Here is a 20,049-nt window from a genome sequence, read left to right on the forward strand (position 1 = left end):
AGCGGCACAACTGAACCGCCGCGGACCCGCGGCACCACTACCCCGCCGCCCAGGGCACAACCCCGGCACGCGGAAACCGGAAAGGAATCGACAGTGACCGTTGCGCACACCGAAGCAGGAGTCTTCGGCCGATCGCACGAGCTCAGCGCCCGCGCCCACGAGCAGGTCGTGTTCTGCGAGGACGACAGGTCGGGACTCAAGGCGATCATCGCCATCCACTCGACCGCGCTCGGCCCCGCCCTCGGCGGTACCCGCTTCTACCCGTACGCCGACGAATCCGCGGCCCTGCAGGACGTGCTGCGCCTGTCGTGGGGCATGACCTACAAGGCCGCCGCGGCGGGCGTCGACCTCGGTGGCGGCAAGGCGGTGATCATCGGCGATCCGGCCACGCTCAAGAGCGAGGAACTGCTCGCCGCGTACGCGCGTTTCGTCGAAACCCTCGGTGGGCGCTACATCACCGCCGGTGACGTGGGCACCGACACCGACGATCTGGACGTCATCGGCAGGCACACCCGCCATGTCACCGGCCGCAGCGTCGGCGCGGGTGGCAGCGGCGACAGCGCCAGGCTGACCGCGCTCGGCGTCTTCCACTCGATGCGGGCAGGCGCCGAATTCGTTTGGGGCGCACCGACACTCGCCGGTCGCACGGTCGGCGTCGAAGGTGTCGGCAAGGTGGGTAGCGAACTCACCGCCCTGCTGCTCGCCGACGGTGCCGACGTCTGTGTCACCGATGTGAACGAGGCGGCGCTGGCGCGCATCGCCGCGGAACAACCCGCCGTTCGGCTGCTGTCGGCCGTGTCCACCGCGCCGGTCGACGTGTACGCCCCGTGCGCCATGGGCGCCACCCTCACCGCGGCGAGCGCCGCGACGATCGAGGCGAAGCTGATCTGCGGCGCGGCCAACAACCAGCTCGCGACACCCGAGGTCGAGCAGGCGCTCACCGACCGCGGCATCACCTGGGTGCCCGATTTCGTCGCCAACGCCGGTGGCCTCATCCAGGTGGCCGGTGAGCTGCGCGCCGCCGCGCTCGCCGAGGTCGAAGCCGAGGTCGCCGACATCTACGCGCGCTGCCGCGAGATCATCGCCGCCGCCGTCACCGAGGGAATCGGGACCGGTGCCGCCGCCAATCGTTTCGCCGAGCGCCGTCTCGATGCCATTCCGCGGTCGCTCTCATGATGAACAAGAGCGGCCTGTTCCGCACCAAGTCCGTCGAGCAGTCGATCCGGGACACCGACGATCCCGATGCCAAGCTGAAGAAGGATCTGACCGCCAAGGATCTGACGATCTTCGGTGTCGCGGTGGTGATCGGCGCGGGCATCTTCACCCTCACCGCGCGCACCGCGGGCACGGTGGCTGGACCGGCGGTCTCGCTGGCCTTCGTCTTCGCCGCGATCGCGTGCGGGCTCACGGCCCTGTGCTACGCGGAGTTCGCCTCGACCGTGCCGGTGGCGGGCAGCGCGTACACCTTCGCCTACGCCACTTTCGGTGAGGTGATCGCCTGGATCATCGGCTGGGATCTGATCCTCGAGTTCGCGCTCGCGGTGTCGGTGGTCGCCAAGGGCTGGTCGCAATACCTCGGCGACGTACTCGGGTCCTCGGCGCCGGTGGTGCACTTCGGATCGGTGACCTTCGACTGGGGCGCGGTGCTGATCATCGCGGTGGTCGGCGTGCTCCTGGCCACCGGAACCAAGCTGTCCTCGCGGGTCTCGGCCATCGCCGTCGCGATCAAGCTGGGCGTGATCGCGCTGGTCCTGGTGGTCGGCGCGACCTACTTCAAGCCGTCGAACCTGACGCCCTACATCCCACCCGCGCAACCGTCGGCGAAGGCAGAGGGGATGCACCAGTCGCTGTTCGCCTTCCTCACCGGCTCCGGCGGCACCAGCTACGGCTGGTACGGCCTGCTCGCCGCGGCCAGCCTGGTGTTCTTCGCCTTCATCGGCTTCGACGTGGTCGCCACCACCGCCGAGGAAACACGTAACCCGCAGCGCGACGTCCCGCGCGGCATCCTCGGTTCGCTGGCGATCGTGACGGTGCTCTACATCGCGGTCTCGGTGATCCTCACCGGCATGGTGTCCTACACCGAACTCGCCGACGGCAATGCCACGCTCGCCACGGCTTTCGCCATCCACGGCGATACGTGGGTGAAGAACATCATCGCCATCGGCGCCCTCGCCGGCCTGTCGACGGTGGTCATGGTGATGTTCCTCGGCCAGACCAGGGTGCTGTTCGCCATGGCCCGTGACGGCCTGCTCCCCCGGAGTCTGGCCCAGACCGGCAAGAAGGGCACGCCGGTCCGGCTGACCGTGCTCGTCGGCGTGGTCTGCGCGCTGCTCGCCGGATTCGTCGACTTCGGCACGCTCGAGGAAATGGTCAACATCGGCACGCTGGTCGCCTTCGTCCTGGTGTCGATCGGCGTTCTGGTACTGCGCCGCACCCGCCCTGACCTGCAGCGCGGATTCCGCGTGCCCTTCGTCCCGGTGGTCCCCATCCTCGGCGCCCTGGCCTGTCTGTGGCTGATGCTCAATCTCTCGATCGAGACCTGGCTGCGCTTCGTGATCTGGATGGCACTCGGTGTCGTCGTCTACTTCGCGTACGGCCGAAGGCACTCGATCCTCGGTCGCACACACCAACAACCCGAGGAACCGGAGTTGACACCGGTTCGATAATCCCGCCGCACGATCGAGGCCCGGCGATCCCACCGGATCGCCGGGCCTCGATCGTGCGGTCAGAGTGTCAGCTGATCGGCCGCCGATGTGAGCAGGTCGATGAGATCGCGATCGTGCACAGGCAGCCGGCCGGTCTTGCCGATCGCGGCCAATGCGCCGGTGACGGTGCCGTCGGCGGCTCGGACCGGGACGGCGACGGCACTGCGGCCGAGGCGGCATTCGTTCACCTCGACCGCGACGGCGTTCGCGGCGACTCCGCGTAGTTCCACGGCGAGGTCGGCGGCTGCGGTGATGGTGAAAGTGGTGACCTTGCGCAGGGTTGCCTCGTACGCGAACTCGGGGTGCTGCGCCATCAGGATCTTGCCGATCGCGGAGGCGTGCGGATAGCTCACCAGCACCTTCTCCCCGCTCAGCTCGTGGTCGGGGTCCTTGTCGATCATCCTGATCCGGCCGCCGGCGAAGGCGGCGAGATGGATGCCGAAGCGCAGCTGGGCGCGCAGTTCGCCGAGGATCCGGGGATTGCCCGACACGGGCTCGGCCGCCCCGGCCAGTTCGCGGGTGCGGCGGCCGAGCGCGAACCCGGACAGGTCCTCGATGCGGACCAGGTAGCCGTCGGCGACAAGGAGATTCAGGAGGCGGTACGCGGTCGCGGGGGCGATGCCGGTCTGCGCGGCGATGTCCTTCGCGGTGGCACCCGAGCCCAGTCGCGCCACCGCTTCGAGCAGGGCGAGGGCCTTCTGGACAGCCCTCGGCTCGTGACCGGTGGGGCCGTCGCGGCGGGTCGTCGTTGTCACTGTTCGCCGCGGTCCGCCCCTACCAGGGCCATCGCGCCGCGGGCGTTGACGGCGAACACCCCGGCGCCGGGCAGCACGTCAGCGGATTCGGGACTGTCGAAAACACCCATGGCAGTGAGGCTTTCGAGGTGGCTGTCGCGGAGATACCGGTACCAGGCGGCGCCGACCAGCAGCACCGCGAGCACCGTCGCGGGCGCGACCACCACGCCGTCGCTCGCCTCCGACACCGTCAGGCAGACAACAACCGCGCCGAGCACACCACTGCCGATCCACCCGGCGAAACGGTCGACCCGGCTCAGCTCACGGATACGGCCGAGGAACAGCACAGCGCCCACCGCGACCAGGATGTAGGACAGCGCGAGCGCCGTGCGCATCACGGTCTTGGCCGCGGCGGGCACACCGTCGAGAGCGACGAAACCCCAACCGGCCGTCGCCACGATGCCGGTGATCACCACCAACGCCACATGCGGCGTCCGTAATCGCGTACCGACCCGGCGGAAGATCCGCGGCAGCACCCCCTCCACGCTCATCGAATACACCAGCCGCGACGCCGCATTCGACGACGCCATCGCCGATCCGAGCCACGAACACGTCAACGCCGCGTCGAGCAGGATCACCACGAGCAGACTCGACCCGCTAGCCGTCCCGTGCAGATACGCGTTGACCACCGCCCCCGCGTGCCCGGACCAGGCCGCCCACGACGCGAAGATGAACAGCGCCCCGCACAGCACCGGCGTGAGCAGCACGGTGCGCGTGACCGTGACCAGCGGACGCCGCGTTTCCGGCGCGAAGAAGGCGGCGCTCTCGAAGCCGGCGAGCGCGAACAGCGCCGACATCGTGATCGCCAGCACCGCAGGCACATTCGGCGCGGCCGGGGTGATCGCGACCGCGGGCCCCGAGACCAGCATCAGGCCGATGATGAAGGCCAGCGAACACACCTCGACCGCCAGAATCGCGATCGCGGCGAACCGCACACCACGCACGAGCACCGCCCCGATCAGCACCGCGATGCCGAGATAGACGGCCCCGACCTGCCAGCCGCGCAGCGTGATTCCCAGCTGCGCGGCCAACGCGAGAGCGGTCTGCGACCCGTGATACATCGTCAAAGACGCACTGCCCAGGTACTTCACGAGCATCCCGACGCCACAGGTCAGCGCCGCGCGCGGGCCTGCGCCATGGCTGACGAAGGTATAGAGCCCACCCGCCGCGGACAGGCGCCGGGTGAACTGTGCGACGCAGTACGCGATCAGCGTGATGACCAAGGTCGCGACGATGATCGTCACCAGGCCGGGCAGCAGCGCGTTGTGGGTGAGCATCGTGACCGGCAACAACACCATCGACGCGGCGGGCGCGGTGGTCGCGATCGACTGGCCGAGCAACGCCACACCCGGCAGTTGTCGGCGCCCCAGCGCGCGCAACGGCGACACCGCGGGTCGCTCGGGTTCCCCCGCCGCGAACGACCGCGCGACCGCGTCGGCCAGTGCCGTCACCACACACCTCCCAGCGTTGTCGGGTGCGGGGAGGATATCCAGGCCTGGTTTCGGCGGTATTGCGGGCGCGAGTCGGCCGATGGACACCGAGCGAGAAAGTACAGGCGGCGGTCTCACTCGCCGAACGGCGAACGTTTTCCACGGCGTAGCGGCGCCGACCCACCGCCGACGGACGCTGTCGCAGAACGGAAATCGCGGCGGACGGAGCTACCCATGACAGTCACCAGAAGATCTTTCATGCAGAGTCTCGGCATCACCGGCGGTGCGGGCCTCGCCTACGGCGCGATGTCGACCCTCGGCCTCGCGCCCGCCACGGCGCAGGTCTCGTTCCGCTCGCCCGCCATGGGCGACCTCATCGGCAAGGGCGGCGGCGCGAAGGTGGCGATCCTCGGCGGCGGCCCCGCCGGGCTGTGCGCGGCCTACGAACTGGGCAAGGCCGGATACGACGTGACCGTGCTCGAAGCCAGGAAGCGCGCGGGCGGACGCGTGTGGTCGGTGCGCAACGGCACCACCGAGACCGATCTCAACGGCGAAACCCAGAGCTGCACCTTCGCCGACGGGCACTACTTCAACCTGGGTGCTACCCGAATTCCGCAGGGCCACATCACCCTCGACTACTGTCGCGAACTCGGTGTCGAGATCCAGCCGTTCGGCAACCAGAACGCGTCCACTTTGGTCAACTACCAGAGCAGCACTTCGATCTCCGGCCAGTCGGTGCAGTACCGCGCGGCCAAGGCCGATATGTACGGCTACATGTCCGAGCTGCTGCAAAAGGCCGCGTCGCGGGGCGCACTCGACGACGTGCTCTCCGGCGCCGACAAGGAAGCGCTGTCGTCGTTCCTGCGCGATTTCGGCGACCTCTCCAGCGACGGCCGCTATCTCGGCTCGACCCGGCGCGGCTACACCTCCGAACCCGGCGCAGGCCTGAACTTCGGCGAACAGCCCAAGCCGTTCCCGATGTCCGACACGATCCGCAGCGGTCTGGGCCGCAATTTCAGCTTCGAATTCGGCTACGACCAGGCCATGATGATGATGACCCCGGTCGGCGGCATGGACCGCATCTACGCCGCCTTCCAGCGCGAGATCGGCAAGGAGCGAATCCATTTCGGCGCCGAGGTGTCGGCGATGAAGAACACCCCGAACGGTGTGCGGATCGAATACACCCAGGACGGCGCGCAGAAGTCTCTCGATGCCGACTACTGCATCTGCACGCTGCCGCCCAATCTCGTCGGTCGCCTGGCCAACAACCTGCCCGCCGACGTGCTCACCGCGCTGAAGGCGGCGGTCCCGGTGTCCTCCGGCAAGCTCGGCATCGAATACTCGCGCCGATGGTGGGAGCTCGACGACCGGATCTACGGCGGCGCGAGCAATACCGACAAAGACATCGCGCAGATCATGTTCCCGTACGACCACTACAACGGCGACCGCGGCGTGGTGGTCGGCTACTACAACACCGGCAAACGCCACCAGGCCTTCGAATCACTCACGCACCGCCAACGTTTGGCGAAAGCCGTGGACGAGGGCGCGGCGATCCACGGCGACAGGTACCGCGGCGACATCGCCTCGTCGTTCTCCGGCAGCTGGCGACGCACCAAGTACTCCGAGGGCGCGTGGGTCGGCTGGGCGGGCAGCAATTCCCACGGCGGCGAGGCCACCCCCGAGTACACGAAACTCCTTGCCCCCGTAGAGCGCATCTACTTCGCCGGCGACCACCTGTCCAACGCGATCGCCTGGCAGCACGGCGCCTTCACCTCCGCCCGCGATGTGGTGACCGCCCTGCACACTCGCGTCGCCGCCTGAAACCCTCACCTCGACAAGGAGTATCGACCATGAAGACGACGATCACCCTGGCCGTGACGACCCTCGCGGCGCTGGCCCTCACCTCCTGTTCGGCCGACCCGGTCGAGTCGGCGCCGTCCGGGGCGCCGAGTACGTCGGTTCTCGAAGCGGGACAGGCGAATCCGATGATCGCGCAGGGCGTGACGATCGCCGCCGGCGCCGCCGTCTACAAGACCAGCGGCCTCGGCCCCACCGCCACCAACAAAGCGGCCCCCACGGGCAGCCCCGAATCCTTCATCGACACCCAGCAATTCGCGGACGCGAAGCTGCCCGCCGGTGTCACCGTCACCGAAGCACAGGGCATGTCGGTGCTGGCCAGAATCCGGGAGAACCTCGAGGCGCAGGGCCTGACCCTGGACAACGTGATCACCATGCGCGTGTTCCTCGACAACGCCCCCGGCACCGACCGCGCCGACTACGCCGGCTGGAACCGCGCCTACCGGCAGTTCTTCGCCAATACGAACCTCACCACCGGCGACACCGAGCTGGTCCCCCTCGGCACCGCGGCACCGGCCGCTCCCCTGGTCCGCAATGCCGCACGACCGAGCCGCTTCGCCCTGGAAGTAGCGAGTCTGCCGGTGGCGGGGTGGTTGGTCGAAGTCGAAGTCGACGCTGTCTACCCCCGCCCATAAGTGAGTCGGCTCGCATGCGGAATTCCCTGGTCAGGGTCGCGGTCGGCCGGTGCGATAACTCACGTTCCGCCGAGCCTGTGGCACTGAGTGCCAGTCCGGGTGAAATAATCCCCGGGACAGCCAGGGCAATGCGATGTTGGGAGTTCTCCAGTGGAGTTGATCGGTGTAATCGGTGGCGGCACGATGGGCGCGGGGATCGCGGAGGTGTGCGCCAAGGCGGGCAGCTCGGTGCTCGTGCTCGAGACGAAGCCGGAGTTCGCCGAGGCGGCGCAGAACCGGATCGCCACGTCGATCGCCCGTGGCGTGACCAAGGGCAAGATCACCCAGGACGAGGCCGACGCGGTGCTCGCGCGGGTGCGCGTCACCCTGGACATGGACGAGTTCGCCGATCGTGACCTGGTGATCGAGGCCGCGCCCGAGATCGAGGCGCTGAAGTACGAGATCTTCGGCAAGCTGGACAAGATCGTCAAGCCCGAGGGCATCCTCGCCACCAACACCTCCTCGATCCCGGTGATCAAGGTGGCCGGGGCCACCGAGCGGCCCGAGCGGGTCGTCGGCGTGCACTTCTTCAACCCCGTGCCGGTGATGCCGCTGGTCGAGATCATCTCGACCCTGGTGACCGCGCCGGAAACGGCCGCGGCCGTCACCGACTACCTGAAGAACACCCTCGGCAAGATGGCCGTGCAGGCCGGTGACCGCTCCGGGTTCATCGTCAACGCGCTGCTCATCCCCTACCTCTGTTCGGCGATCCGGATGCTCGAGTCGGGCTACGCCACCGCCGAGGACATCGACGCGGCGATGAAGGGCGGCTGCGGCTACCCGATGGGCCCGCTGACCTTGCTCGACACCGTGGGCCTCGACATCGCCCTTGCCGCGTCGGAATCGCTCTACGCGGAGTTCGCCGAGCCGCACCTGGCCCCGCCCGCGCTGCTGCGCCGGATGGTCGACGCGGGCCGGCTCGGCCGCAAGACCGGCCGCGGGTTCTACGACTACGCGAAGTGAGGTGCTGTCCCGCAGGAGCACGTGCTCCTGCGGGACGCTCAGGCTCGCGTCAACGACTCCGCGCCGGGCGCGGGGAAGAAGCCGATGTCGATGTAGTGGTCGAAGTAGCGGGTGATGACCGTGGCGTCGACCGCGGGGAACTCGATCGGCAGCCCGCGGAACGGTTCGACGGGGGCCGATTCCACCGCACTCAGCACCGTTGCCGGATTCGCCGCGGCGATAGCGGCCACGTAGTTGCCGCTCAGCGCGGATGCCCGAGCCAGAATGGGATCAGCGTCCGGACGTTCGGCGGCTGTGGAGAGCTGAAGTCCGAATTCCATCGGGTCGATGAAGTCGAAGCGATAACCGCGACTGCGGATTTCCTCGTAGACGACCTGCAGCGGTACCTGCGCACCCGCCGCCCGGAAGATATTGCCGATGGCCCCGGCATCGTGGGACCGGCTGACGATCCCGGCCGCGACATGGTCGACCGGCGCCATTTCGATGCTGATCGCCCGCACATCGACTGCCACACCGAGCACGAGCATGGAGCGCAGCATCGTCCACCAGGCATCCTCGGCCGGTGCCACGCCCGTGCGGGAATCACCGGTGATCAGGCCGGGACGGTAGACCGCGATGGGTACGCCACGCTCGATCGCGGTGTGCACCAACTGTTCCGCGACCCACTTGGTCATCGCATAACCGGGCAGACCGGCGGGCACACCGTTGTCCTGCGCGATCCCCGCCAGCACCGACAGCGTCGACACATAGTGGATCGGCTTGACCCGGGTGGTGGTGGCCAGGCGCAGCACCTCGGTGGTGCCGCAGACATTGGCCGCCCGCATCCGCGCGTACGGTTCGAGGTGGTTCACCAGTGCACCGTTGTGATAGATCGCGTCCGTCCTGGCGGCGAGTTCGGCGAAGCGCAAGGGGTCCATGCCCAGGTTGGGCTGCGCGAGATCGCCTGGGACGCCGATGATTCGGTCCAGGTAGGGCGTCAGGTCGATACGGTACTTCGCCGCCGTCGAGACGACTCGATCCACGGCGCCCTGGTCGTCGGTGGCGCGGACCAAGCAGTAGATCGACGCGGTGGTCTGTTCCAGGAGTTCGCGCAGGAGGAAGCTGCCGAGGAACCCGGTGGCACCGGTGAGCAGCAACGTGGCCGGTACGCCGGTGCGCTGGGGCGCGCAGCCGGTGAGGTCGATCGACGGGTCGAGGATCGCGTCGACGGCAGGATCCGGGCCGGCGGCCGACACCGAGGACTCGTCGCGCACGGCCCGTGCCAGATCGCTGACCTGCGGATAGCTGAACAGCAGGCGCAACGGCACCTCGATGCCCAACTGCTCGGCGAGTGCGGCGCGCACCCGGATCGCCGCGAGTGAGGTGCCGCCGAGGACGAAGAAGTCGTCGTCGCGGCCGACCCGCTCTAGGTCGAGCACGCCGGCGACCGCCGTGGCGACGATCTGCTCGTCGGCGGTGACGGGAGCCTGGTATTCGCGGATCTCCACCGCGGGCGCGGGCAGCGCCTTGCGGTCGAGCTTGCCGGTCGCACCGAGCGGGAACTCGTCGAGTGCGAGCAGCCGGTGCGGAATCATGTACGGCGGCAACAGGGTTCGGATCGTAGCCAGTACCTCGGCGGTGTCGGCGTCCGCGGGCGTCACGTAGCCGACGAGCTGTTCGTGGTGCACCGCGACCGCCGCACCGGCAACCGCCGGATGCGTGCGCAGCGCCGCCTCGATCTCACCGGGCTCGATGCGCAGGCCGTGCAGCTTGAGCTGAACATCGGTGCGGCCGAGGTAGGTGAGGTCACCGGACGCGAGCCTGCGCACCAGATCGCCGGTGCGGTACATTCGTTCGCCGACCGGTCCGTATGGGTCGGCGACGAATCGCTCCATCGTCTTGTCAGGGCTGCCGAGGTAGCCGCGGGCCAGTTGCGCACCGGCCAGATACAGCTCGCCCGGCGTGCCGGCGGGCACCGGCTGCAGGCGCGCATCCAGGACGTAGGCACGAGAGTTCCAGTGCGGCAAGCCGATCGGGACGATGCCGTCGCCGATATCGGTCACATCGGCGCCGGTGATGGACACCGTGGCCTCGGTGGGGCCGTACAGGTTGTGCAAGCGGCCCGCGGTGAGGGTGGTGAAGCGTTCGATGGTGGCGTTCGGCAAGGCTTCACCACCGACCCAGACCGCCCGCAGCGAACGCAGGGTGCCGGTCGGTGCGGCGTCGAGCAGCATCTGGAGTACCGAGGGCACGATGGTGGTCCCGGTAACCCGGTGGCGCGCAATGATTTCGGCGAGGTAGGCGGGGTCGGTGAGACCCCGCGAGGCGGCCACGATCATGTGCGCACCCGCGCGCAGGGGCGTGGCGAAACCGATCATCGAGGCGTCGAAGGTGAACGGGATCGACTGCAGGACAGTGTCGGACTCCCCCACCCCGTATTCACCGACCATGAACGCCGCCTGGTTGACGATCGCCGAATGCGGCACACCGACGCCCTTCGGCTTGCCCGTCGAGCCGGACGTGAAGATCACATACGCCAGGTCGAGGGTGCGCAGCGGACGGAGCCGATCGGCATCGGTCAGCCAGGCCTCCGAGAAGCCCGCACCGACGAGCTCGTCCACCGAGATGACCGGCAGTCCGGGCGCCGCGATCGCGTCAGTGGCGGTGGTCAACAGGCAGACCGGCCGTGCGACGGCGAGGATGTCGGCGCGGCGTTCGGCGGGCGAATCGGGATCGAGTGGCACATACGCGCCACCGGCCGCGAAGACCGCGTACATGGCGACGACGAGCTCGATCGACGGCCGAATCGCCACGCCCACGGTGCTTCCGGGACCGACACCGTCGGACACGAGCAGCCGGGCCAGCCGGTTCACGCGCCGTGCCAGCTCGCCGTAGCTCAGCGTGACCTCGCCGAAGGTGACCGCGGGCGCGTCCGGACGATGCTGGGCACGGGCCTGGAATTCGCCGAGCAGGGTCGCGTCGGGGACGAGTCGCAGCTCGCCCTGTGGCTCGGTCCGCTCGGCCGCGGTCAGCAGCGGCAAGTCGCCGACCGGCCGGTGCGGTGCGGCGACGGCCGCGGACAGGAGCCCGGCCAGGCGCGCGCCGAGCGTCTGCATCGTCGACGCGTCGAACAGGTCGGTGGCGTAGCGCCAGGAACAGCGCAGACCCGCGGGCCCGTCGGTGTCCTCGAGCGGAACCACGGTGAGCTGCAGGTCGACCGGCGCTGCCTCCTCACCCAGATCTACCGCAGACACGGTCAACTCGGGCAGTTCGAGTCGGGTGGCACCGAAGTTCTGGAACGACAGCGCCACCTGGTACAGCGGGTGGTGTGCTTGGGTACGCGGCGGATCCAGTTCGGCGACAAGGCGTTCGAACGGAACATCGGCGTGAGCGAAGGCGGCCAGATCGATGTCACGGACCCGATCCAGCAGGGCGGCGAAGGATTCGGCGGCATCGATGCGGGTGCGCAACACGACCGTGTTGACGAACATGCCGACCAGATCGTCGAGCTCGGGTTCACCACGGCCCGCCACGGGCGCACCGACGGTGACATCGTCGGTACCGGCGACCCGTGCCAGCAGCACCGACAACGCGGCCCGCACCACCATGAACAGTGAGGCATTGTGTTCGCGCGCCAGTGTTTCCAGCGCCTGGTGCACCTCGGCGGTGACGGCGAAGTCCTGCGCGGCGCCGCGGGTGCCCGCGACCGGCGGACGCGGCCGGTCGGTGGGTAGCTCGAGCAGCGCGGGAGCACCGGCGAGCGCGGTACGCCAGAACCCGAGCTGGGTGGCCAGCAGCGAGCTGGAATCGTCTGCGGCGCCGAGCATTTCCTGCTGCCAGAGCGTGTAGTCCGCGTACTGCACTGGCAACGGTGCCCAGGCAGGCGCCGCACCGGTGGCGCGGGCGGCATAGGCGGTCATCAGATCGCGAGTCAGCGGGCCGAGCGAGAACCCGTCGGTGGCGATGTGGTGCACGACCACCGCCAGTACGTGCTCGGTCGGCGAGAGCTGGAACACTGCCGCGCGCACGGGAACTCGCCGACACACATCGAACCCACCGAAGGTCAACCGGGCCAGCTCGCCGCGCAGATCGGCTTCCGCGATCGGATCGATCGCCACGTCGAGACCGGCTTGTGCCACCGGCAGCACCTGCTGGAAGCCCGCGCCCTCGTGCTCGGGATACACCGTGCGCAGCACCTCGTGCCGTTCGAGCACGTCATCGAGGGCGGCGGTGAGCGCCGCGGTATCGAGCGGGCCGGACAGCCGCAAAGCGACCGGGATGTTGTAGGCACTGGATTCGGGATCCAGTCGCGCCATGAACCACATGCGCTGCTGAGCGAGCGAAAGCGGTACGTGCGCACCACGTTCGCGGCGTGTCAGCGGCACTCGCACCGACGCGTCACCGACCAGCGCGTCGAGGGCGATCGCCAGCTCGGCCACCGTGCCGTGTTCGAAAACGGTGCGAGCGGGCACCCGCACACCGACCGCGGCACCGAGGCGACCCGCCAACTGCGTGGCGAGCAGCGAATTGCCGCCGAGCGCGAAGAAGTCGTCACCGCGCCCGATCCGGTCCGCGCTGAGCAACTCCGAAAAGACCATGGCGACAACATGTTCGGTGCCGGAATGTGGCGCCTCGAACTCGCGCACCGCCAGCTCCGGCGCGGGCAACGCCCGGTGATCGAGCTTGCCGACCGGCGTCAACGGCACCTCGTCGAGCACCACGATCGCGGCGGGCACCGCGTGCTGGGGCAGGTGCCGCTCGGCCAGCAGGGTCAGCTCCGCCGTGTCGATGTCCGCGCCCGCGGCCGCGACGACATAGGAGACGAGCGCGCTCTCCCCGCTCGGCATCGTCCGGATCAGCGTCGCGGAGAAGCGCACCGTGTCATCGGCGGCGAACAGCGCATCGATCTCGCCCAGTTCGATCCGGAAGCCACGCAGTTTCACCTGCGCATCGGTGCGGCCGAGGAATTTCAGGCCGACCCCGCCGGGTACCGGAACCCATTGCACCAGGTCGCCGGTGCGATAGAGCCTGCCGCGGCCGAGCGGGTCGGCGACGAACCGGCTCGCGGTGAGCCCGGCACGATCGTGATAGCCGCGGGCCAGACCCTCGCCCATGAGATAGAGCTCGCCGGGGACCCGATCGGGAACCGGGCGTAGCCGGGCATCGAGGACGAGCGCGGTCATTCCGGGGATGGTGTCGCCCATGGTGATCACGTCGTCGGCGGTCAGCCGCTCGCTCATCGCGCAGACGATCGTTGTCTCGGTCGGCCCGTAGACGTTGAAGAACGCCCGTCCCGGCGCCCACCGCGCGATCAGCTCGGGCGGATAGGCCTCGCCGCCGACAGCGAGGGCGGCCAGTTCCGGCAGCGCCGCCGCGTCGAGTCCGGCCAGCGCCGCGGGGGTGATGAAGGCATGGGTCACGCGTTCGGCACGCAACAATTCGGTCAGTTCGTCGCCGCCGTATACATCGGGCGGCGCGATCACCATCGTCGCGCTCGCCCCGATGGCCAGCAGCATCTCCAGCATGCTGGCGTCGAAGCTGGGCGAGGCGAAGTGCAGCGTGCGCGAATCGGTGGTGATGCCGAAGCGCCGGACCTGCTCGGCGCACAGCCCGGCAAGGCCGGTGTGCGTGACCGCGACGCCCTTGGGGACACCGGTCGAGCCGGAGGTGTAGATGATGTAGGCGAGGTCGTCCGGGGAGAGCCTGCGCAGCCGTTCGGCCGCGCTCACCGGCGCCTCCGACATGGCGGCCAGCTCGTCGCGGTACTCGGCGGAATCGATGCGCAGCCACTGGATTCCGGCGTCCAGTCGCGCCGCGTCCGCCGCCGTCGCCAGCCCGAACCCGGCACCGGAGTCCGCGAGCATGTGGGCGACCCGTTCGGCCGGGTAGCGCGGATCGACAGGCACGAAGGTGGCGCCGGTCTTGGCCGCCGCCCAGACCGCGACCACGGACTCGATCGAGCGGGTCAGCGCGAGCACGAAGCGATCACCGGGGCCGAGACCGCGCGCGATCAGTACCCTGGCCAGGCGCGAGGACCACTGGTCCAGTTCGGTGTAGGTGAGGGTCTGCCCGTCGAAGCGCAGCGCGGGTACCTCGGGAGCACGCTCGACGGCGGCCAGCAGCAGCCGCGGCAGTGTGGACGACACGGGCGCGCGGCGCATACGGCGCGCGGCGCGTCGACGAACGCCAGAAGCTTGCTCAGTCACCGGAAAGGCTTCCCTTCACCATGGATCACCCTTGCGATCGCACATCTCGAACGTCGCCTGGACTCTCGGCTACACGGGGTATCGGAAAAATCCTGCGTGACGGTACCGCAAATATCTCATCAATTTTGACACTCTGGCAATTTGGCCGTTTCAACTCACAGATCGGTGGGTATGGGCGACTGGCCAGTATGTTACGCAGCTCACATCCAGGTCATACGCAGGGCGAACGACCTGTGCGCGGACGTGAGATTTTCAGATTTGCCCGATGGGTCACCCTCGAATGCCGAACCGCACATCCGTGACGATTCACCCGGCGCGCACGACAAAACCGGAGACCGCGAACGCGACCTCCGGTTGTCGATGAATTCCGTCGAAGCGGGGTTACCGGACCGTAGCCCCAGCCGGTCGGCGAACCTGCTCCTGCTCCGCCATCGAGGGATCCTGCACACGGGTATTGCCCGCTTCGATCCACTGGGTATCGGCCACGCCATGGCGGGAACGGTCGGTCCCCCGCACCGCCGACGCACAGCGCCGAGCCAGATCCCGGCGATCCAGTCCGGGATGTTCGAGCGGCTCCAGCACGATCTCGGCGATCATGCCCTTACTGCGCAGCACCCGCTTCGCGGAATCTGCGAAACTATCGTTGCCGACGAAACCCGGTACGGTGCACGGCATTCCGTCGCTGTCCAGGTAGCGCAGCCGCACCGGCTGCACCGGGGTCGTGGTGTCGACGGCGGCCTGGAACATGGCGGGCCGCATCGAGCCGTAGGCCCGGCCGCACCACGTGGTGCCCTCGGGGAAGACCACGATCCGGTTACCGGCGGACAGCCGATCGGCCACCTGCCCGACCACACCCGGCAGCTCACGCAGTCGCGCCCGCTCGATCGGGATGACGCGGGTGAGCTTGGCGAGTTTGCCGAGCAGCGGCCATTCGACCATGTCGGCACGGGCGACGAAGCTGACCGGCTGCACCGCGGCCAGCGCCACCACATCCGCCCAGCCGATGTGCCCGGCCACGATCATCACCGCGGTTCCGGTGTCGGCGAAGCCCTCGGGCGAGGCCTGCTCGGGCGCGCGGTTGTCGATGATGCGCAACCGCATCCCGAGGCAAGTCAGTGCCGCCCTGGCGTAGCGGCGCTGCACCTGCTCGCGCCGCGACTTCGGGGTGGCCACGGTCAAGACCGGGAAGCTGAGCACCAGTCCGGCGATACCGGCCAATCGAGCGAACATCCTGGCGGTGCCGACCTCGTCGATCGGCTCGATGCAGCCGGACCCACAGGGGCTCGACGGCATCCACGAATGAGAGTGCGTTGCGAGCGGCGCGTCGAACACCATGGGTTTACTTCCCGTCGAAATTGGCGGCCGCGCTCTGCAGCCGCTCCAGGTACCGGGTGTTGATGGTTTCCATGCCGAGCAGCGCGACGAAGTCGGCGACGGCGAAATCGGGGTCGTGGGCCGGTTCGCCGCAGATCTCGGCGCCCAGGCGCAGGTAGCCGCGCAGCAGCGGCGGCATCTTGGGACGGCTCGGCGGGGTCATCTGGTCGAGGGAGAGTCCGTCGACGACGACCGCGTTGTACGGGTGCACGCGGCGCTCGGGGTCGCAGGCGTGGCGGCCCAGGAGCTGATCGCGCACGCCGCGCACGTTCACCCCGGCCGGATCGGTGGGCGAATCCTGCATCGGCACCGACACGCAGCCCATCACCCAGTCGTAGCCGGTGAGCTGGATGTAGTGCAGGATGCCCGCCCACATCAGGGTGAGCACCGAGCCGTTGCGGTGATCGGGCACCACGCAGGCGCGGCCCATCTCGACGATCCGGTTGCCCGTGGGATCGAGCTGGGTCAGATCGAACTCGGTGGCGGTGTAGTAGCCGCCCGCCGCGTCGACCTTGTCCGGCGGCAGCATGCGGTAGCAGCCGACGAACTGTTCGGAGAATTCGTCCCGAACCAGCAGGTGGTCGCAGTGCACGTCGAACTTGTCGGCATCGAGGCCGGTGGCGTTCTCCGGCATCTGGAAACCGGGCTCGGAGGCGAACACCTGGTAGCGCAGACGCTGCGCGGCTTCCCGGTGCTCGGCATCAGACGCGACGACCAAGGAGTACCGAGATTTCCCCACCCCGGAGTCCGGCGCCGGGGCGGTCAACACGGACGAAATTGTCATACTGCTGATGAAGCCAGCCCGAGCTGGCATCGGGGCGACACCTCAGTGTCGTGTCGATGCCCGTTCGGTGAACGAGATGGGAGTCACACCGGGCGTTTACCGACCCGCTGCCCATCGTTCGCCCACCTGCGGGTTTCTAGCCGAACACGACCGATTTCGGCGCTGGACCCGGTTCGCGATCGTGTATTTCGAGCGTTGCGAAACGTCGACGGCCCGCCGATTTCTCGACGGGCCGTTTCGGGGTGGATCAGGCGTGCACCCGCTCCTTGGTGGTCGCCGCGGTGGTGTCCGCCGACTCGACCTTCGCCGGTTCAGCCTTCACCGGCTCGACCTTCGCCGGCTCGACCATCGCACGCTCGGCCTCGTCGAAGCCGGGACGCGCGGTGCCGATGAACGCGACCAGCCAGCCGGCCACCGCGGCGAAGCGGTTGCGGAAGCCGACCAGGTACATCAGGTGCACGGCCAGCCACATCGCCCAGGCGATGGTGCCCTTGAACGTGATGCGCTCGTTGAGCTTCACCACCGCGCTGAAGCGGCTGATCACGGCCATGCTGCCCTTGTCCCAGTAGACGAACGGCGTGCCCGCGTCCTTCTTGCGACGGATGATGTCGGCGGCGTGGCGACCCTCCTGCATGGCGACCGGCGACTGGCCGGGGTAGCCGTTGAGCGAGGTCATGTCGCCGATGGCGTAGATGTCGGCGTGGCCGCCGACGGTCAGGTCCGGGTTGATCAGGATGCGGCCCGCGCGGTCGGTCTCGGCGCCGGTGGCCTCGGCCAGCAGCGTCGCGAAGCCGCCGACCTGCACGCCCGCCGACCACACCACCGTCTCGGCGGCGATCCGGCGCTCCATGCCCTCCTTGTCCTTGACCGTCACCTTGCCCTCGTCGATGTCGGTGACGAAGGTGCCGAGCAGCACCTCGACGCCGCTGTCGGTGAGCGAGCGCTTCGCGTATTCCGAGAGCCCACCGCCGAACGGCGGCAGCACCTCACCGGCACCCTCGACGAGGGTCACCGAAACCTGCTGGTGGAAGTGCCTTTTCGCGAGTTCCTTGATCTGGCCCGCCACTTCGACGCCGGTCGCGCCCGCGCCGACCACCACGAAGCTGAGCAGCCGGTGCCTGGTCACCTCGTCGGCGTTCTCGGCCAGGGCGAACACGTGGGCGATCTGATCGCGTAGGCGCTGGGCGTCGTCGATGGTCTTGAGCGAATAGGTCTTCTCGGCGAAGTCGTCGCGGCCGAAGTAGCTCTGGCTGGCCCCGGTGGCGGCGATCAGCGAGGCGTAGGCGATCTCGCGCGGGCCGTCGGCGGTCTCGTAGGTGAGGACCGCGTTGGCGGCGTCGATGCCGGTGACCTTGCCGAGGCGGACGTCGATCTCGGGGTGGCGGCGCAGTACGTTCTTGATCGGCGGCGCGATCTCCTCGGGCGCGAGCACGCCGGTCGCCACCTGATAGAGCAGCGGCTGGAACAGGTGCTCGGGCGTGCTCGAGATCAGCACGACACCGACTCGTGACTTGGCCAGTTGCTTGGCGGCGGCCAGGCCTCCAAAGCCCGAGCCGACGATGACGACATCTGTGTGTTCCATGACCACTCGCTCCAAGATCGCGTTCAAGACCGGTAATAAATCCTTTCCTATGAGTAAACGCGATGCGGAACGTAGATGTTTCCACTGCCTGGGCGCATAATAGAGATGACTCTTATCTGCATAACTCATCAATGGGAGGTACCTGGTGGAACTTCGACAGTTGGCCTACTTCGTGGCCGTCTGCGAGGAGCTCAGTTTCAGCCGCGCGGCCAACCGCTGCTTCATCTCCCAATCCGCGATCAGTCATCAGATCGCGAGACTGGAACGTGACCTCGGCGCGCAACTTTTCGAGCGCACCACCCGCGCCGTCGTCCCAACCGACGCGACCTCGCGCCTTCTGCCGCTGGCCAAGCAGATGCTGAGCCTGGAATCGGCGATCCGCGCCGCCGTGCGCACCACCGGACCGCGAATTCGCTTGGCCGCCAACATGTCTTTCGCCGCACCGTCGCTCTCGGCGATCGCCACCGCGCGGGCCGCCCACCCCGACGCCGAGATCGAGTACGTGATCAAACCGTTCCGCCAGCGGATCACCGCGGTGGCCGACGGTGACTGCGACCTGGCACTGATCCGCGGCAGCGTGGACCAGCCTGGCCTGGCGGTGGAGCAGCTATGGGTCGAAGACCTCGTGATCGCGATCTCCAGCAACCACCCCCTGGCCGAACGCGGCGCGGTCACTCTCGCCGATCTGAGCCCCTATCCGCTTCTGCTCCCCCCCGAGCAGGAGCAGGTGTTGTTGCACACACTGATCCGCTCAGCCTTCGCCGACCTCCCCACCGGCCCCACCTTCGGCCCCCCGATCCCGCCCGACCACACCGCCACCATGGAACTCCTCAACCGCCCCGAATCCTGGACGATCCTCTACGAGGGCCCCACCAAGGGCCTGCTCACCCTCGACCTCACCGACCACCGCCTTCGCATCCCGGTCTCAGCCGTCCTCCGCGAAGACGCCCGCGAAAACCCCATCGTCCAAACCCTCCTGGACGCCCTCCACCAGCACTGATGGGTGGCACCCTATGTGGTGTGATCAAAACGACCGTGTACCTCCCTGAGGAAATCGAGGTCCGGCTCGACGCCGAAGCAGCCGCGACCGGGGTGAGCAAGGCCGAACTCATTCGACGGGGGATCACCATGCTGCTCGACGCGTCCGAGAGGCCGAAACTCGATGAGCCGCTGCCGGTCTTCGACAGTGGGCAGTCACGCACTGCCGAGGAAATGAATGACGCCGTCTACGACCACATCAAGTCCCGGTCGTCCCGGCGATGATCGTCGTCGCTGATACGTCCGCCTTGTTCGCGGCCTTCGACAAAGGCCAGGCCGAGCACGCGCAGTCACTCCAGGTGATGGAGTCCGAAACGCTGCTGATTTCGCCACTCGTACTCACCGAACTCGATCGTCTGGTGCATCGCGACCTCGGCTTCGACGCCGCGATGCAGGTCACGGACGCCTTGATGAGGCGACTCATCGATGGCCGGTACAAGCTGGCCGAACTCGAGCACGTGGATCTCGATGCGGCACAGTCGGTTCGCGCGAAGTACGCAGCTCTGCGGCTCGATTTGGCCGATGCGGTCGGCGTCGCGCTCGCGGACAAGTACCGCACCAACAGCATTTTCACCCTCGACCAGCGAGACTTTCGGGCGATCGAGCCGTTGACGCCCGGCATGCGATCGTTCCGCATTCTGCCCGCGGATCTCTGACCCGCCG

General features: G+C 68.2%; 14 protein-coding genes. 8 read left to right on the top strand and 6 right to left on the bottom strand.

All coding sequences use genetic code 11. The features are described from left to right. Positions 1-93: 93 nt before the first annotated feature. Positions 94-1,176 carry a Glu/Leu/Phe/Val dehydrogenase dimerization domain-containing protein gene (locus tag ACWZHB_RS20575; protein ID WP_427903477.1) on the top strand — a complete coding sequence of 361 codons (1,083 nt, stop codon included), beginning with the start codon at positions 94-96 and terminating at the stop codon, positions 1,174-1,176. Next, complete coding sequence (locus ACWZHB_RS20580) at positions 1,173-2,666, top strand: APC family permease (RefSeq protein ID WP_427903478.1); 1,494 nt, start codon at positions 1,173-1,175, stop codon at positions 2,664-2,666. Before ACWZHB_RS20575 ends, ACWZHB_RS20580 begins: the two co-directional genes overlap by 4 nt. Positions 2,667-2,725: 59 nt before the next feature. Here ACWZHB_RS20580 and ACWZHB_RS20585 read toward each other — a convergent pair whose 3' ends face one another. Further along, the gene (locus ACWZHB_RS20585; RefSeq protein ID WP_427903479.1) at positions 2,726-3,460 is read right to left on the bottom strand and encodes an IclR family transcriptional regulator; all 735 of its coding nucleotides are present in this window, start codon (positions 3,458-3,460) and stop codon (positions 2,726-2,728) included. After that, a complete protein-coding gene (locus ACWZHB_RS20590) occupies positions 3,457-4,950 on the bottom strand; it encodes an APC family permease (RefSeq protein WP_427903480.1) in 1,494 nt (497 codons plus the stop codon). The genes ACWZHB_RS20585 and ACWZHB_RS20590 overlap by 4 nt, the downstream gene beginning before the upstream one ends. A 237-nt stretch (positions 4,951-5,187) precedes the next feature. Between ACWZHB_RS20590 and ACWZHB_RS20595 the strand changes: the two genes are divergently transcribed. The 3 genes from ACWZHB_RS20595 to ACWZHB_RS20605 all read left to right on the top strand — a co-directional run bounded on the left by ACWZHB_RS20595 (position 5,188) and on the right by ACWZHB_RS20605 (position 8,423). Then, positions 5,188-6,750, top strand: a complete 1,563-nt coding sequence (locus tag ACWZHB_RS20595; protein ID WP_427909240.1) for a flavin monoamine oxidase family protein — start codon at positions 5,188-5,190, stop codon at positions 6,748-6,750. Positions 6,751-6,779: 29 nt separating this feature from the next. After that, the gene (locus ACWZHB_RS20600) at positions 6,780-7,421 is read left to right on the top strand and encodes a Rid family hydrolase (protein ID WP_427903481.1); all 642 of its coding nucleotides are present in this window, start codon (positions 6,780-6,782) and stop codon (positions 7,419-7,421) included. Positions 7,422-7,571: 150 nt separating this feature from the next. Continuing rightward, the gene (locus tag ACWZHB_RS20605; RefSeq protein ID WP_427903482.1) at positions 7,572-8,423 is read left to right on the top strand and encodes a 3-hydroxybutyryl-CoA dehydrogenase; all 852 of its coding nucleotides are present in this window, start codon (positions 7,572-7,574) and stop codon (positions 8,421-8,423) included. 38 nt (positions 8,424-8,461) lie between these two features. Here ACWZHB_RS20605 and ACWZHB_RS20610 read toward each other — a convergent pair whose 3' ends face one another. The 4 genes from ACWZHB_RS20610 to ACWZHB_RS20625 all read right to left on the bottom strand — a co-directional run bounded on the left by ACWZHB_RS20610 (position 8,462) and on the right by ACWZHB_RS20625 (position 18,348). Continuing rightward, positions 8,462-14,608 (bottom strand): non-ribosomal peptide synthetase, encoded by a 6,147-nt coding sequence (locus tag ACWZHB_RS20610; RefSeq protein WP_427903483.1) that lies wholly within the window; start codon positions 14,606-14,608, stop codon positions 8,462-8,464. A gap of 381 nt (positions 14,609-14,989) precedes the next feature. Then, positions 14,990-15,901 (bottom strand): lysophospholipid acyltransferase family protein, encoded by a 912-nt coding sequence (locus ACWZHB_RS20615; protein ID WP_427903484.1) that lies wholly within the window; start codon positions 15,899-15,901, stop codon positions 14,990-14,992. A gap of 46 nt (positions 15,902-15,947) precedes the next feature. Next, complete coding sequence (locus ACWZHB_RS20620; protein ID WP_427903485.1) at positions 15,948-16,766, bottom strand: GNAT family N-acetyltransferase; 819 nt, start codon at positions 16,764-16,766, stop codon at positions 15,948-15,950. A 247-nt stretch (positions 16,767-17,013) separates the two neighbouring features. Next, positions 17,014-18,348, bottom strand: coding sequence for an NAD(P)/FAD-dependent oxidoreductase (locus ACWZHB_RS20625; RefSeq protein ID WP_427903486.1), 1,335 nt, complete (start codon positions 18,346-18,348; stop codon positions 17,014-17,016). Positions 18,349-18,493: 145 nt separating this feature from the next. On the opposite strand from ACWZHB_RS20625, the gene ACWZHB_RS20630 reads away from it, so the two are divergent. From ACWZHB_RS20630 to ACWZHB_RS20640, 3 genes are read left to right on the top strand one after another with little or no spacing between them, the layout of a single operon-like run. Next, entirely contained in the window at positions 18,494-19,348 is an 855-nt protein-coding gene (locus ACWZHB_RS20630; protein WP_427903487.1) for a LysR family transcriptional regulator, read from the top strand. Positions 19,349-19,368: 20 nt separating this feature from the next. After that, positions 19,369-19,611 carry a ribbon-helix-helix protein, CopG family gene (locus tag ACWZHB_RS20635; protein ID WP_427903488.1) on the top strand — a complete coding sequence of 81 codons (243 nt, stop codon included), beginning with the start codon at positions 19,369-19,371 and terminating at the stop codon, positions 19,609-19,611. Continuing rightward, a complete protein-coding gene (locus tag ACWZHB_RS20640; RefSeq protein WP_427903489.1) occupies positions 19,608-20,042 on the top strand; it encodes a type II toxin-antitoxin system VapC family toxin in 435 nt (144 codons plus the stop codon). The genes ACWZHB_RS20635 and ACWZHB_RS20640 overlap by 4 nt, the downstream gene beginning before the upstream one ends. Positions 20,043-20,049 lie beyond the last annotated feature (7 nt).

The sequence above is a fragment of the Nocardia sp. FBN12 genome (assembly GCF_054031145.1).